The organism is Alteromonas sp. Cnat3-28 (assembly GCF_022348265.1).
Lineage (GTDB): Bacteria > Pseudomonadota > Gammaproteobacteria > Enterobacterales > Alteromonadaceae > Alteromonas > Alteromonas macleodii.
The window spans coordinates 36801-51186 of record NZ_JAKREY010000008.1; the positions used below are offsets into that span (position 1 = coordinate 36801).

17 protein-coding genes are annotated in these 14386 nt (G+C 45.5%); 1 reads left to right on the forward strand and 16 read right to left on the reverse strand.

Annotated features, from left to right (window positions below; genetic code table 11):
- Positions 1 to 84: 84 nt before the first annotated feature.
- The 14 genes from MHM87_RS09940 to yceD form a co-directional block, all read right to left on the reverse strand.
- On the reverse strand, positions 85 to 642 hold the full coding sequence (locus tag MHM87_RS09940; RefSeq protein WP_156086316.1) for a pyridoxamine 5'-phosphate oxidase family protein: 558 nt from the start codon (positions 640 to 642) through the stop codon (positions 85 to 87).
- A gap of 36 nt (positions 643 to 678) precedes the next feature.
- A complete protein-coding gene (locus MHM87_RS09945) occupies positions 679 to 1461 on the reverse strand; it encodes a YchF/TatD family DNA exonuclease (protein WP_239241637.1) in 783 nt (260 codons plus the stop codon).
- 63 nt (positions 1462 to 1524) lie between these two features.
- On the reverse strand, positions 1525 to 2412 hold the full coding sequence (holB, locus tag MHM87_RS09950; protein WP_239241638.1) for a DNA polymerase III subunit delta': 888 nt from the start codon (positions 2410 to 2412) through the stop codon (positions 1525 to 1527).
- Positions 2412 to 3062, reverse strand: coding sequence for a dTMP kinase (gene tmk / locus MHM87_RS09955; protein ID WP_239258865.1), 651 nt, complete (start codon positions 3060 to 3062; stop codon positions 2412 to 2414). Before tmk ends, holB begins: the two co-directional genes overlap by 1 nt.
- Before the next feature lie 60 nt (positions 3063 to 3122).
- A complete protein-coding gene (gene mltG / locus MHM87_RS09960) occupies positions 3123 to 4142 on the reverse strand; it encodes an endolytic transglycosylase MltG (RefSeq protein WP_239219683.1) in 1020 nt (339 codons plus the stop codon).
- A 113-nt stretch (positions 4143 to 4255) separates the two neighbouring features.
- On the reverse strand, positions 4256 to 5107 hold the full coding sequence (pabC, locus tag MHM87_RS09965) for an aminodeoxychorismate lyase (RefSeq protein WP_239219682.1): 852 nt from the start codon (positions 5105 to 5107) through the stop codon (positions 4256 to 4258).
- Positions 5108 to 5340: 233 nt separating this feature from the next.
- Entirely contained in the window at positions 5341 to 6579 is a 1239-nt protein-coding gene (fabF, locus tag MHM87_RS09970; protein ID WP_014949215.1) for a beta-ketoacyl-ACP synthase II, read from the reverse strand.
- A gap of 80 nt (positions 6580 to 6659) precedes the next feature.
- Positions 6660 to 6899 carry an acyl carrier protein gene (gene acpP / locus MHM87_RS09975; protein ID WP_012518211.1) on the reverse strand — a complete coding sequence of 80 codons (240 nt, stop codon included), beginning with the start codon at positions 6897 to 6899 and terminating at the stop codon, positions 6660 to 6662.
- 199 nt (positions 6900 to 7098) lie between these two features.
- Positions 7099 to 7839, reverse strand: a complete 741-nt coding sequence (gene fabG, locus MHM87_RS09980; protein WP_239219680.1) for a 3-oxoacyl-ACP reductase FabG — start codon at positions 7837 to 7839, stop codon at positions 7099 to 7101.
- Between the two features lie 9 nt (positions 7840 to 7848).
- Positions 7849 to 8778 (reverse strand): ACP S-malonyltransferase, encoded by a 930-nt coding sequence (gene fabD / locus MHM87_RS09985; RefSeq protein ID WP_014949213.1) that lies wholly within the window; start codon positions 8776 to 8778, stop codon positions 7849 to 7851.
- Positions 8779 to 8878: 100 nt separating this feature from the next.
- Positions 8879 to 9844, reverse strand: coding sequence for a beta-ketoacyl-ACP synthase III (locus tag MHM87_RS09990; RefSeq protein WP_239219679.1), 966 nt, complete (start codon positions 9842 to 9844; stop codon positions 8879 to 8881).
- Positions 9841 to 10866, reverse strand: a complete 1026-nt coding sequence (gene plsX, locus MHM87_RS09995) for a phosphate acyltransferase PlsX (protein WP_239219678.1) — start codon at positions 10864 to 10866, stop codon at positions 9841 to 9843. Before plsX ends, MHM87_RS09990 begins: the two co-directional genes overlap by 4 nt.
- 15 nt (positions 10867 to 10881) lie before the next feature.
- Positions 10882 to 11052: a 50S ribosomal protein L32 gene (gene rpmF, locus MHM87_RS10000; RefSeq protein WP_012518206.1), complete on the reverse strand. Its 171-nt coding sequence runs from the start codon at positions 11050 to 11052 to the stop codon at positions 10882 to 10884.
- Between the two features lie 3 nt (positions 11053 to 11055).
- On the reverse strand, positions 11056 to 11589 hold the full coding sequence (gene yceD, locus MHM87_RS10005) for a 23S rRNA accumulation protein YceD (protein WP_014976324.1): 534 nt from the start codon (positions 11587 to 11589) through the stop codon (positions 11056 to 11058).
- A 153-nt stretch (positions 11590 to 11742) separates the two neighbouring features.
- Between yceD and MHM87_RS10010 the strand changes: the two genes are divergently transcribed.
- The gene (locus tag MHM87_RS10010; RefSeq protein ID WP_239219676.1) at positions 11743 to 12363 is read left to right on the forward strand and encodes a nucleoside triphosphate pyrophosphatase; all 621 of its coding nucleotides are present in this window, start codon (positions 11743 to 11745) and stop codon (positions 12361 to 12363) included.
- A gap of 65 nt (positions 12364 to 12428) precedes the next feature.
- On the opposite strand, the gene MHM87_RS10015 is transcribed toward MHM87_RS10010, so the two are convergent.
- Together MHM87_RS10015 and rluC are read right to left on the reverse strand one after the other, a co-directional pair.
- Complete coding sequence (locus tag MHM87_RS10015) at positions 12429 to 13136, reverse strand: HAD-IA family hydrolase (protein ID WP_239219674.1); 708 nt, start codon at positions 13134 to 13136, stop codon at positions 12429 to 12431.
- A gap of 3 nt (positions 13137 to 13139) precedes the next feature.
- Positions 13140 to 14081: a 23S rRNA pseudouridine(955/2504/2580) synthase RluC gene (gene rluC / locus MHM87_RS10020; protein ID WP_014979112.1), complete on the reverse strand. Its 942-nt coding sequence runs from the start codon at positions 14079 to 14081 to the stop codon at positions 13140 to 13142.
- Positions 14082 to 14386: the final 305 nt, after the last annotated feature.

The window sequence follows — 14386 nt, forward strand, 5'->3', positions numbered from 1 at the left end:
TGTATACTGCTGACTTAGGTGGTGCCCAGAATAGGCAGTATCACGCACTTAATATGTGCCTACTTAGAGACTAGAGGTGGTTACCTACGGTATCAATGACTGGCTAACCCAGTTGCCATTTCCGTCTTTTTGATGCCACTCTCGACTTTGAGGGTTACCTCTCAAATTCAGGTAATCTACGCTATCAATAGCTAGCATGATCACGCAAAAATGAGGTGGAACTACACCAAAATCCCCTTCAACCTGTAGTGCCGAACCATCGTTTCTTGGCGTGCCGGGCTCGCCCCACAAAAACTGCTTTTTGCCTGCATCTGACAATTTATTCCAGTGCTGAGTAACTAAGTCAGCATCTTGATGTAACGTTATTATTGTTGCAGTACAAGAGAAGCGATATTGCTCCCTGGTTTTAGAAAAATACCAACAAACCTGCGAGTGAGGATTCTGGCCAAGCTGGTCATATTTATCTGAGCGGGTGTCAGAAATAACCACCAGTTGGTTGTCGTCGGTGATCCCTCTAAAAACCACGGTACGGCAGTACGGTACACCACTACCGTCCACAGTAGCTAACTGAAAGTAACGACTTTCTGGCATACTGCGGGTTTGGTGAAGACTCTTTGTCAACCCTTGTCGCCACTGGGGCATAACCACCTCCGAGAGTAAAATCGCCTATACTTACCGCTACGCGGCTTTCTTCTTCGCAGCTAAAAAAAACAGGGAGTAGAAGTTTTGCGTGGTAATTTCCGCTAGTTCTTTTACCGTCACGCCTTTAAGCTCAGCAATAAATTCTGCCACTTCTACCACGTAACCTGGTTGGTTTTGTTTACCTCGATGAGGAACTGGCGCAAGCCATGGTGAGTCAGTTTCAATAAGTAGTCGCTCTAAAGGGATCGCTTTTACCACTTCACGCAATTCATCTGCTGAATTAAAGGTTACGATGCCTGAAATAGAGATATAGAAGTCCATCTCTATTGCTGCCAGCGCCATGTCTAATGACTCAGTAAAGCAATGCAAAACACCTTTGGTGTGCGCAGCTTTGTGTTGGCGGAGTAAGTTAATGGTGTCTTCCCTTGCATCCCGCGTATGAATTATTAACGGCTTTTTAGTTTCGTTAGCTACTTTGATGTGGTCGACGAAAGACGTTAGCTGGACTTCTTTACTTTCCGGACTATAAAAATAGTCCAGCCCAGTTTCGCCAATGGCTACCACTTCTTCACGCTGCGCCTTCTCTAACAGTTCTTCATAGCTACACGCTTCATCTTGATGTAGTGGGTGCACACCACAAGATACTGATACATCTTCAAACTGACTTACAGCTGCTAACATGCTGTCGTAATCACCAACAGATACGCACACACAAAGGAAGTGTTCAACACCTCGGGTTCTTGCGAAATTTAAGGTTTCAGCCAGCTCTTCTGGCCCTTGCTTAAGTCGGTCTAAGTGACAATGAGAATCTACGAACAAACTACACCTGTTTTAAAAAATTGCTGTTAGACAAAAGGGCTTCGACAAGCCAGCGTTTGCCTATTAACGTTGAAATTGCTTTAGTAACCCAAAAAGTACCATTGATTTGTTAACACCTGCGTGCTGCAGCGTTCTTACCGCATCAACACACGCTTCATAGCGTTTAAAATCAACAGCCTGTTGACGTTTTATGTATTCGTCATGGGCCATCTGTTGACACCACAATGCGATTTGAGGCGCATTGTCCTGCCACTTATTCGCAAGCGTTTGTACTTGCAAATTTGCATCGCCTGCTAAGAGCGCTTGCATACCATCGCTAAAATTGCGATAGCTAATGTCTTCTTCACCACTGAGGGCCTCTTCTACGCGAAGAGGAGCATAGCCATAAGCTGCCAGTAACGCTTCGCTTGCATCTTCTACGCCCTTAGCGTTTAAGTAGTTCAAACTATCTGACACTGACGGGAGTGAGAGTATCTGCCGTTCACATCGACTTAATATGGTCGGCATAATTTTATTGATACTGTCAGTGATCAGCAGCAAGAAGGTATTATTTGTGGGTTCTTCTAAGGTTTTCAACAGTGCATTAGCTGCCGCTTCCGTCATGGTATCGGCACGGGGAATCAACAACACTTTATTGCCCCCCATTTGCGCAGTACCTGATAGCTTACCAATGCCCTCGCGAATTTTATCCACACCTAACTGCTTTTCACTTTCTAAAACATGAAAGTCTGGGTGGTTTCCAGCTTGCTTCAAATGGCAACTTTGACACTGTTCACATGGCCCATTTATGCTTGGCTGCTTACACAATAGCGCATTGCTTAACCCTAACGCGAGTTGGTATTTTCCAATTCCCTTTGGCCCTGTCAGCAATAAACCATGGTGTAGTTTCTTTGCCATATATCGCGACAGTAACGTCGAGAACGTTGTAGCAAACCAAGGCATTACTTGCATTAACCTTTCCCCTGCTGGCTTTCGCTACTTGTGTTCGTCACATAGTCATTGATAATCGCAATCACGTCTTGATGAACCTTTTCCATAGGCTGCATTGCACTGACCACGACGATAGATTCATCTTGCTTAGCAAGAGACAAGTATTTTGCACGAGTTCGTTCGAAAAAGGCGAGCCCCGCTTGCTCAATGCGGTCAAGCTCCCCTCGCCCACGGGCGCGCTCTAGTCCAACCGCAGGCTCGACATCCAGATATAAAGTTAAATCTGGCTTAAACCCTTTAAGGGCGATATCGCTGATGGCCGACATTGTTTTTCCACTGACGCCCCGACCACCGCCTTGATAGGCTTGAGATGACAGGTCGTGTCTGTCACCTACCACCCACGCACCAGCATCAAGTGATGGTAAGATTTTATTGGTAAGTAATTGCACACGCGCCGCATACATAAGAAGTAGTTCAGTCTCCTCACTAACGGTCTCATCCCAGTCGTGTTTTACACATTCTCGAATAGCTTCAGCCATAGGTGTGCCGCCCGGCTCACGAGTTTGCTCAACGCGCTTTCCCGCGTCTTTTAATGCTTGAACAATTAGCCCTATTACTGAGCTTTTTCCTGCCCCTTCAAGGCCTTCAACTACAATAAACTTTCCGCGCATTACTTTTTAAACTCTGTTTTTTGTTTAGCTATAACGTATCGGTTGTCTGCATCAATACGGCTATCGTTTTAACTGGTATTTTCGCACAGCTGCATTGTGTTCAGCTAGTGTCGTAGAAAATTGATGGCTGCCATCGCCCTTCGCCACAAAATAGAGTGCATCCGTTGTCAGTGGGTGCAACGCAGCGTGAATGGCGGCCTTGCCTGCCATCGCGATAGGCGTAGGTGGGAGCCCTTTAATAACATAGGTATTGTAAGGCGTTGCTGTTCGCAAGTGCTTACGGGTAATGTTTCCGTCAAACGTAGGACCGATACCATAAATCACGGTGGGATCAGTTTGAAGACGCATATTTCTGTTTAGCCTATTGACGAAAACGCCTGAAATCATGTCACGTTCCGCAGGCACAGCCGTTTCTTTTTCAATGATACTCGCTAAGATAAGAGCCTCGTAAGGTGTGGCTAACGGCAGTTCGGCATCCCGTAATTCCCATTCGCTAGAAACAAAGTCAATTAGCGCGCGGTGTGCTCTTTTCAATACCTCGCTTGCGGTTGTGCCTTTGGTAAAGAAATACGTATCAGCCAAATATACGCCCTCTGTCTGCGAAACGTTTTCGCAACACCAATCTACACCATTATCCTGAGTGAGCTGGTTTAATTTCCCTTCATTTAAATCAAACACCAAATCTGTGTTTTGTTTAAGCGCCTCAAGCCACTGTGCAAGAGTTAGCCCTTCAACTAGACTCACTGCGAAGAGGTGCTCATCGCCCTCAGTAAACAAGGTAAACACATCTACTAGTGACTGCCCTGGGCGCAGCATGTAGGTGCCAGACTTAACAGACGTACTGCCTGCAAAGAATTTGAGCCACACCTTAGCAACAAAGGGCGACACATCGGTCATGCCTATTTTACGCAAGTGTTTCACGGTACGATAAGCGTTACTGCCGCTCTCTATCGTAAATAAGGTTTCACTTTTTAATGCTAGTTCATTGGTAACCTTGCTCGAGACATACATTACGCCAGAGGCTGCCCCAACAACGGCAAGCATGACAAGAGATAATAGAATAACAATTACCCGCTTCATGCTTGAACTTCCCCTTTCTTCATTGCTTTACATTCCATTTTATTTCTTTTTACTACTAATCTGGTGAAGCTCGTAAAACGTTGACGAACCCCGTTGTGAGAAGTGCGTTTTAGTTAATTTTGAAGCGCAGTCTGAAGCCGTGTCTTTAGCGCTACAATCGCATCGCTTCTTACATCAAAATCGACATAAGAGAAATCCGGCATTTGTATTTTCTGTACCGGCATTACGCCCATTAGTGCATTGGTAATTACCACTGCACTCGCTTTTCGCAAATAAGAAAGGTCATATTCCCCCACGTGAAGCGAACAATTGTCGTTTAACAGCGAATCAATAAGACACTGCCTGACTACGCCATTGACACCGCTTCCCTTCAAAGACGGGGTATACCATTGTTCATTGAGGTAGAAAAATACATTGCCAGCACTCGCTTCAATAATGTTATCTTGGGTATCGCAAACAATAGCATCGTGTACGCCAGCGTCGTCTACTTCGTGCTTAATTAAGACTTGTTCTAGCCTGTTCATATGCTTTACACCCGCAAGCAATGGTTGAATGGCTAACCGCGTTTGAGCGCATATTACCGTTGCCCCTTCATTCGCAAGACTATCGTAATGGACAGGGTAAGGGTGCTGGCTAAATCTGACTAATGCTTCACTGTCTTCGCTTCGCGCATACCCCCTTCCGGCTTGACCTCCCGACACGTGAACTTTTAGCACATATTTTGGAGAAGCGTTATCACCTGAACCGCTCTTTATCGTCTTAACCTGTTCAGCAATTGCGGCTTCAAGCGCGCGGATATCGATATTGAGCTTGATGGCTGCCGCATCGTGCTCTAAACGTGAAATATGATAAGGCAATAATTTTACTTGATGTTCACTTACCAACAATGTGGTAAACACACCGTCGCCATAATTAAACGCCCTGTCACTTGATGAAATAGGCGTAGCGCTAGGAATAATTCTCACTGCCTACTCTTGTTCGCCGTTATTGTGGTTGTTGGAAGTATACCAACTTGCGTTGGTCAGACAACGTCTAGCTGAATTGATTTGGCTGTAGCTGTGCTCAAAGAGACCTGAGTTTTATGATATTTACTGTGAGATATAACTGTATAAACAACAAAAGGCAGCCGAAGCTGCCTTTTAAATATACGTGAAGTTCACTTAATCAGCGATAAGTACGCTATATTAGTTACGCCGTATTAGATACGCTTGAAAATCAATGAGCCGTTCGTACCGCCAAACCCGAATGAGTTACACAGTGCGTAGTCTTCATTGAATGCTTTTGCTTTGTGTGCAACAAAGTCTAAGTCACAGCCTTCACCTGGTTCGTCCAAGTTAATGGTTGGCGGCGCCATTTTGTCACGCAGTGCCAAAATAGTGAAAATTGCCTCAACTGAACCGGCGGCCCCTAGCAAATGGCCTGTCATTGACTTGGTAGAGCTAACAAGTAGCTTGTGAGCATGGTCATTGAACACGCGTTTTACTGCTGCCACTTCCGCAATGTCACCTGCAGGCGTAGACGTACCATGTGCGTTAACATAGCCGATTTCGCTTGCATCCAACTTCGCATCATTTATCGCGTTTTGCATAGACGCTGCCGCACCTTCTCCATCTTCAGGTGGAGAAGTCATGTGGTATGCGTCGCCGCTCATGCCAAAACCAACCAGTTCTGCATAAATGGTCGCGCCACGCGCTTTTGCAGCTTCGTATTCTTCTAGCATTACCACGCCAGCGCCCTCACCCATGACAAAACCATCGCGGTCTTTATCCCATGGGCGGCTTGCTGCTTGTGGGTTGTCGTTGCGAGATGACAACGCACGTGCCGCGGCAAAACCAGCCATGCCTAGCGGAGTAATAGACGCTTCTGCGCCTCCGGCCAGCATGGCATCAGCATCGCCATAAGCAATTGTTCTTGCGGCAATACCAATGTTGTGAACGCCTGTTGTACAAGCAGTCACAACGTTTAAATTCGGTCCTTTCAACCCTTCCATGATAGACAAAAAGCCTGAGATCATGTTGGTAATGGTTGAAGGTACAAAAAATGGCGATACGCGCTTAGGACCGCTATTTGTCAGTTTCAAATGGTTTTGTTCAATTTGTTCTAAACCACCAATACCTGAACCAATAGCTACACCTACACGATGCGCATTATCTTGTGAAATAGTTAAACCAGAATCGACCAAGGCTTGCTTGCCTGCTGCTATACCCAGCTGGATAAAGCGGTCCATTTTCTTGGTTTCTTTCTTTTCAATGTATTCCTGCGGATCAAAATCATTAATTTGACCTGCGAAACGGGTTGAATAGTTACTACAATCGAAATGGGTGATTTCACCGATGCCGCTTTCGCCCGCGAGCAATTTGCGCCATGTGTCTTCGCTATTAAGACCTAATGGTGAAAGCATTCCAAGACCAGTAACCACTACGCGACGTTTTGTCACAAAAAGCCCTCGCTTTGGAACTAAGGTAGGAGATACAAAAACGGCTCTGTTAGAAGAGCCGTTTTGTCGCTACTTAAGACTTAAGCGTCTTTGTTAGCGTTGATGTAATCAATTGCTGATTGAACAGTAGTAATTTTTTCTGCTTCTTCGTCAGGAATTTCAGTATCGAATTCTTCTTCCAAAGCCATTACTAGCTCAACAGTGTCAAGTGAATCAGCGCCTAAATCGTCAACGAATGAAGCTTCTGCTTTTACTTCTTCTTCTTTCACGCCAAGTTGTTCAACGATGATTTTCTTAACGCGTTCTTCAATGTTACTCATAATTCTAGGTTTCCCTTAAACGTCACTAGATAATAAAAGTGCCGCTAGTTTATTTTGCAAGGTGCATCCTTGCAAGCACCAGTTTAAACAAATTTTCTGGTCAAACCAGCGACATTCGAAATTCGTAAAATACTATTTTTACATCCAAGTTCGGGTAAATACCACCCCAAACTAAGGAAAATTCGCAATTTTTGCGAATTTACCCCATATACATACCACCATTTACATGGATAGTTTCGCCTGTAATATAGGCTGCACCATCGCTTACTAAAAAGGCAACAGTGGCTGCAATTTCATCAGGCTCGCCTAATCGGTTAGCCGGAATATCTTTGAAAATGGCTTCTTTTTGGTCATCGGTCAGCGCTTTTGTCATATCGGTATCGATAAAACCAGGCGCTACAACGTTGATGGTAATACCACGAGAAGCCACTTCACGCGCCATAGATTTAGAAAAACCAATGACCCCTGCTTTCGCTGCAGTGTAGTTTGCCTGTCCGGCATTACCTGCACTGCCCACCACTGAACCAATGTTCACGATGCGACCAAAACGCTTCTTCATCATACCGCGAAGTACCGCTTTTGACAGTGTGAAAATTGAGGTTAAGTTGGTGTCGATAATATCCTGCCACTCGTCATCTTTCATGCGCATTAGCAGATTATCACGTGTGATACCGGCATTATTGACCAAGATATCGATACCACCATGTGCTTCATTGATCGCTTTAATCGTGGTATCTACGCTTTCTTTTTCGGTGACATTTAGCGCAAAGCCCTTGCCGCCGAATTCAGAAAGATAATCGCTAATTGCTTGTGCACCATTTTCACTGGTTGCTGTGCCGATAACCGTAGCACCTTGCTGTGCAAGCTGCGTAGCAATCGCTTTGCCTATACCTCGGCTTGCGCCGGTAACAAGCGCAATTTTACCGTCTAATTGACTCATTGCGTTTCCTTATTGTTTTAATGCTTCAACACCATCAGGTGTATTAACTGCAAGAGATTCTAGGCTCTTGTCGATACGTTTGTTCAATCCAGTAAGTACTTTACCAGGACCTACTTCAATAACGCGCTCAACGCCCGCTGCCGCCAAGTATTCAACAGTACGCGTCCATTGAACGGGGCAATATAGTTGTCTCACTAATGCGTTCTTGATTGCATCACCTTGGGTTTCAATAGTGACATCAACATTATTCACGATATTGATTGCAGGCTCATTAACGTTCAATGACGATAACGCGTCTTCTAACTTGTCTGCTGCAGGACGCATTAACTCACAGTGTGAAGGAACGCTTACCGCAAGAGGAAGTGCGCGCTTGGCGCCCGCTTCTTTACACGCATTAGCAGCTTGCTCGGCGGCGTTCTTTTCCCCTGCAATAACCACTTGGCCTGGAGAGTTAAAGTTAACTGGTGCAACTACATCGCCTGTAGCAATAGCAGTTTGCTGACAAATATCCGCAATGGCGGCATCGTCTAATCCGATAATGGCATACATGGCACCCGCACCTGCTGGTACAGCTTCTTGCATGTATTTACCACGGGCTTCCACAAGCTTGATAGCATCAGCAAAATCCATGGCGCCGCCACATACTAATGCTGAGTACTCACCAAGGCTGTGACCCGCTAGGTAATCTACATCGATGCCCTGCTCGCGAATAACACGCCAAATTGCTACGCTAGCAGCAAGCAACGCTGGTTGAGTGATATGGGTTTCGTTAAGTTTACCGTCTGTATCATTTTGGACTAAATCCCACAGATCGTAGCCGAGCGCGTCAGAGGCTTCTTTAAACGTTGCTTCGATAATCGGAGAAGTCTCAGCAAGTTCCTTTAGCATACCTACGCTTTGAGAACCTTGTCCTGGAAATACACAGGCTGTCTTTGTCATGTCGATTCCTTATTATTTTTAATTTACTAGAAGCGAGAAAACGTCGGAGTTGGAGTGCCCCCTAACAAGGCAAATATCACCAAGGCAAATATCTGCAAGGCTAATAGCGTACAAGCGCCGATGCCCAAGCAAATCCGCCTCCGAATGCTTCTAGTAATAAGTGCTGTCCGCGTTGAATGCGCCCGTCTCTGATAGCGGTATCAAGCGCTGTAGGCACAGTAGCAGCAGAGGTATTACCATACTGCTCTAACGTAAGCACTACTTGATCAAGAGACATATTCAGCTTTTTAGCTGTCGCTTTAATAATTCTAAAGTTTGCTTGGTGAGGTACTAACCAGTCAAGATCAGATTTTTGCATACCGTTGGCAGCAAGGGTTTGTTCTACCACTTCTGAAAGCTTGGTTACCGCAACCTTAAAGACTTCATTACCACGCATCACACCCCAGTTCTCGTGAACCGACTGCTCGTCACCACGGGTTGGATTACCCACGTACAGCAAATCACCGTGAGAGCCTGATGCATTGATATGTGTGGAAAGAATGCCAGGTTCATCACTCGCTTCAATAATCGTTGCGCCTGCCGCATCGCCAAACAAGATAACCATGGTTCTGTCTTCAGGGTTTATCAAGCGGCTCAAACAGTCGGTACCGACTACAAGAATACGTTTCGCCATGCCAGACTTAATGTATTGATCGGCAACACTTAATGCGTAGCAGTAACCTGCACATGCAGCAGCTACGTCAAATGCAGGGATACCGTCAATATCAAGAATGCGTTGAATTTCACATGCTGTGCTTGGAAGCGCATAGCGACCACTTGTGGTAGCGCACACAATCATGTCGATAGAATTCGGGTCAATGCCAGCCATCTCAATGGCTTTCTTACTGGCTTCTGCCCCCATGGTAGCAGCGGTTTCATCTGCTCCAATAATACGTCGCTCTTTTATCCCGGTACGGTCAGTGATCCATTCGTCACTGGTGTCCACCATTTGCTCTAAATCTGCGTTTGTACGCACGTCGCTGGGATAATAGCTACCTGTTCCTATAAAGCGTGAATATTTGCTCAAAGCTGCTCCAACAATACCGTTTCTATCTTTGTCTTTATCTTTTCAGGTAAATGCATTTTTGCTTCTTTCATTGCTTGCACGATGGCGTAATAAAAGGCGTCTTTTTGTGCATTTCCGTGACTCTTGATAACAATGCCGCGCAATCCTATCAGACTCGCACCGTTATACTGGTCGGGGTTCACGCTGTTATAGATAGATTTCAGTAATGGGAAGGCAATTTTTGCCAATAATCGGGTATAAAAGTTCTTCTGTGACTGGCGTTTTACTTCGTTTATCACTAACTTAGCCAGCCCTTCGCTCGATTTAAGCGCTACATTTCCAGTAAAACCGTCTGTTACCACTACATCGGCATGATCGGTGAAAATGTCGTCGCCTTCTACATAACCAATATAGTTTATGCCTGGCGCATCTTTAAAAAGCTGGTCGGCAGATTTTACCTGTGCGTTACCTTTAATATCTTCTTCGCCTACGTTCAATAAGGCAACCCGTGGCGATGCTATGCCCGCCACCTCTTGCGCAAGCACTGAGCCCATAACGCCGTATTGGAAAAGAATTTCAGGCGTACAGTTCACGTTTGCGCCTAAATCTAAAAGAAATACGTTATGGTGCCCTGTTGTAGGCATCATATTAATGAGTGCGGGCCTATCAATGCCTGATAAGGTTTTAAGCAAATAGAATGATAAAGTAAGCAGTGCACCGGTATTACCTGCGCTTACGCACGCGTTTGCCTCGCCACTTTCGACAAGTTCAATAACGCGACGCATAGAAGAATCTTTTTTGTTTCGTAGCGCTGACGTTGGCGCTTCGCCCATCTCAACGACTTGTGAGCAGTGCACAATAGTAACGCGGTTGCGTTCAGCGTTGGTAAGGGGCTGTATACCTGCTTTGATGGTATCTTCATCACCGCATAACGTGAAGTGCACGTCTGGGTGAAGTTGAATAGCCTTTACGGCTGCGGAAAGGATAACAGGGGGACCATGATCGCCCCCCATGATATCTAACGCGATGGTTAGTTTAGACAAAATGTAGTCGCCGTATTACGCGCCGATTACTTTTTTGCCTTTGTAATAACCGTCAGCGGTCACGTGGTGACGACGGTGAGTTTCGCCCGACGTTGAATCGACAGACAAAGTCGCGCCTGTCAATGCATCGTGTGAGCGACGCATACCGCGCTTAGAACGCGTTTTACGATTTTGTTGTACTGCCATAACTTACTCCTGGTCTCGCTTAAGTTCTTTCAAAACCGCGAAAGGGTTTTGTCGCTCTTGTTCCGGTTCAATCTTTCCAAACGACATATCGTCCTGCTTCACTGTACACTCCGACTCTGCATGAAGGGGCACAATTGGCAAAGATAACAGTAGCTCGTCTTCAAAAATTTGAAGCAGATTAACTTCTCCGTGGTCGTTGACCTCTACCGGTTCGTAAGCCTCGGGAATGATGTCATCGCTTTCCTGTTCTTCTCCCTGCACTGGAGTAAAACAGAATTCCGCTTCCACGGGATAATCGAGTTCACCATTACACCTTTGACAGATAAGTGTTACCTGCGTGGCTAGATGGCCGTGAAAGACAGTAAGACCCTGCGCGTCTTTTTCGAACTGTACTTCTGCGTCCACATAGTCATTGCATCGGACAACTGCTTCACTCAATCGTTCCATATCTTTAGACGCAATCACGCCCCGGTAATCGGAACGTTTCATGGCACTTTTAGTCGGTTCAACCGAATGAGGGAGTTTCACTTTCTGCATAGGGCGCGCATGATATAGGGTCAACCCCTTCCTGTCAAAGCAAAATTGCGTTTTAACCTACAATAAAACGCTGTATGTGGTACGCAGTGATAATGTAACATTGTACTACTAACTGAAAGTACGCAACATATTGATTTTATAAAAGGAGTAATTGTGGCCTCCCTTGTTCTTGCCTCATCATCGCAATACCGAAAAATGTTGCTCGCCAACATTGGTATTCAGGTAGACACCCACGCACCAGATATTGACGAAACGCCCTTTGCGAACGAAAGCCCTACTGCATTGAGTTTACGTTTAGCCGAACAAAAGGCGCACAAGGTTGCCGCTGAATTAGAAAAGGTAAATAACGACACCATTATTATAGGTAGTGATCAAGTAGCTTTGGTCCAAACCGATGCGGGCCCGCAGCTACTTGGCAAGCCTGGCACGTTTGAAAATGCAGTAAACCAGCTAATGGCATGCCAAGGTAAGCAAGTGTCATTTTATACTGCACTTTGCCTTCACCAACCTAGTGCCAATAAAACGATAACGCAGGTAGATGAAACACGCGTTTTCTTTCGGCATAACAGTGAAACTACCATTCGCGCCTATGTAGATAAAGAGCAACCACTCGATTGCGCCGGCAGTTTTAAAAGCGAAGGTTTGGGTGTATTACTGTTCGATAAAATAGAAAGCCGCGACCCTAACAGTTTAATCGGTCTTCCGATAATGCTGCTAAATGAATTACTGGGCGCACACTTCGATGTCGATTTATTAGCAATGGCTGCACAGTAAGCCACTAATTCTGTCAGAGCAGTTGTATCAGAGCAGTTGTATCAAAGCAGTGCTACAAACCAGCGCTATTTGAATAGCGCTGTTTCTAGTTCACTTATAGAGTGTACAAGTGCTACAGGTAACAACGCTTCTAAATGAACCTGCGCGTGAACGCCATATGACACACCTATCCTATCCATACCAATCGTTTTCGCCATTTGCATGTCGTAGGTTGTGTCACCAATCATCACGGCGTCTTCTATTTTTACACTAAGTTCATCAAGTAACTGTAGGAGCATATCGGGCGAAGGCTTTGATTCTGCCTCATCGGCGGTACGTGACGCACTAAAGAAAGGTCCCGTCCCTGTTTGTGCCCACGCTCGATCAAGACCGCGGCGCGCTTTACCTGTCGCAACGGCCAATGTGCATCCCGCTTCTTTCAAATTGCTAAGTAACTGTTCAACGCCATCAAACAAAGGACACGGCGTTGTATCGCGAGTGACAAATGCCTCTTTATAGGCGGCGACTAAACGTTCGGCTAACTCATCGTCTTTGATATTAAAAAGCTGTTTAATGGCAGGCTTTAAACTTATACCAATAATGTGACCTACTTCATCGTAGGTAGGAACAGGCATATCACACTGCTTTGCAGCAAGCTGCATGCAGCTAACAATTTTTGTCGCCGAATCCATGAGCGTGCCATCCCAATCGAAGATAACAAGTTTGTACTTAGGCAGTGTTTTATCTAACGAAATGAAAGGCTGTGTTTCCACAGCCTGTTTTTTTGAATGCATAACTTACAGCGCTTTAAGTGTATTTGAGAGAGTGTCGTCTAATGGCGCGGTAAATGTGACGCGCTCTTCAGTCGCTGGGTGCAGCAGTGAAATACTGCGAGCGTGAAGGAACAGTCTGTTCAGCCCTTTTTGGCGCATTGCCGCGTCGAAATCCGCATCACCGTATTTTGGGTCACAAGCAATAGGATGACCCGCATGCAAACAGTGAACGCGAATTTGGTGGGTTCTACCTGTAATAGGCGACGCTTCAACCAAGGTTGCACCCGCGTATTCCTCTAATATGCGATAGCGAGTTTCTGACGGTTTACCATCGTCGCTTACACTTACCATGCGCTCACCCGATTGCAGCACATTTTTACGAAGCGGCGCTTTAACTTTAAATCGAGTTTTAGGCCACTCACCTGCAACTAGCGCATTATATCGCTTGTCCATTTTGCCAGTGCGAAGCTGCTCATGCATGTGGCGAAGGGCAGAACGTTTTTTAGCAATTAAAATGCAGCCCGACGTGTCACGGTCTAATCGGTGTACCAATTCCATAAATTTGGCATCGGGACGCAAGGCTCTTAAGCCTTCGATTAAACCAAAACTCAAGCCACTTCCTCCGTGAACTGCCATTCCCGATGGCTTGTTGATAACAAGTATACGGTCGTCCTCGAAAAGAATATGCGACTCTAATGATGCAATTTTATCGAGCTTTGGCGATGGCGCAGGCGCACCTTCCGACACGCGAACCGGTGGAATTCTGATTAAATCGTCGGCTTGTAACTTATATTCAGGCTTAACACGACCTTTATTCACCCGCACTTCACCTTTGCGCAAAATGCGATAAATCATGCTTTTCGGCACACCTTTTAGCTGGGTGCGCAAAAAATTATCGATACGTTGACCAGCCAAGTCGGCTTCAACCGTTACAAAACGTACTTTTTGGGGAGCTTCTTCTTTCATAGGGGCATTATACCCTATTGCAAAGTGCCCAACATACTGAAAGTTACGTTTTACTAAATAATTATTATATCAGCGCTTAGCTAGGACTTAGAAAACCCACCTTTGCGCATACTTTTTATCCAAAGCGCATGTTTTCTGTATTTAACATCTCAATTTATGGGATTTATTCATTCGCTTTCCTTGCTAAAATTTGACTTTTAGTGCGATAATTATCGATGTTTTTAACACGATTAAATTCACGTAAAAAGAAAGGTGTGGAACAGGCATTTCGTTGCCGCACTTTAACAATGTGAAACACAGCGTTA

Coding starts and splice junctions, on each gene's coding strand:
- MHM87_RS09940 (WP_156086316.1), bottom strand. CDS start 642: ATGCCCCAGTGGCGACAAGGGTTGACAAAGAGTCTTCACCAAACCCGC.
- holB (WP_239241638.1), bottom strand. CDS start 2,412: ATGCAAGTAATGCCTTGGTTTGCTACAACGTTCTCGACGTTACTGTCG.
- fabG (WP_239219680.1), bottom strand. CDS start 7,839: ATGAGTCAATTAGACGGTAAAATTGCGCTTGTTACCGGCGCAAGCCGA.
- rluC (WP_014979112.1), bottom strand. CDS start 14,081: ATGAAAGAAGAAGCTCCCCAAAAAGTACGTTTTGTAACGGTTGAAGCC.
- MHM87_RS10015 (WP_239219674.1), bottom strand. CDS start 13,136: ATGCATTCAAAAAAACAGGCTGTGGAAACACAGCCTTTCATTTCGTTA.
- mltG (WP_239219683.1), bottom strand. CDS start 4,142: ATGAAGCGGGTAATTGTTATTCTATTATCTCTTGTCATGCTTGCCGTT.
- rpmF (WP_012518206.1), bottom strand. CDS start 11,052: ATGGCAGTACAACAAAATCGTAAAACGCGTTCTAAGCGCGGTATGCGT.
- yceD (WP_014976324.1), bottom strand. CDS start 11,589: ATGCAGAAAGTGAAACTCCCTCATTCGGTTGAACCGACTAAAAGTGCC.
- fabD (WP_014949213.1), bottom strand. CDS start 8,778: ATGACAAAGACAGCCTGTGTATTTCCAGGACAAGGTTCTCAAAGCGTA.
- acpP (WP_012518211.1), bottom strand. CDS start 6,899: ATGAGTAACATTGAAGAACGCGTTAAGAAAATCATCGTTGAACAACTT.
- tmk (WP_239258865.1), bottom strand. CDS start 3,062: ATGCGCGGAAAGTTTATTGTAGTTGAAGGCCTTGAAGGGGCAGGAAAA.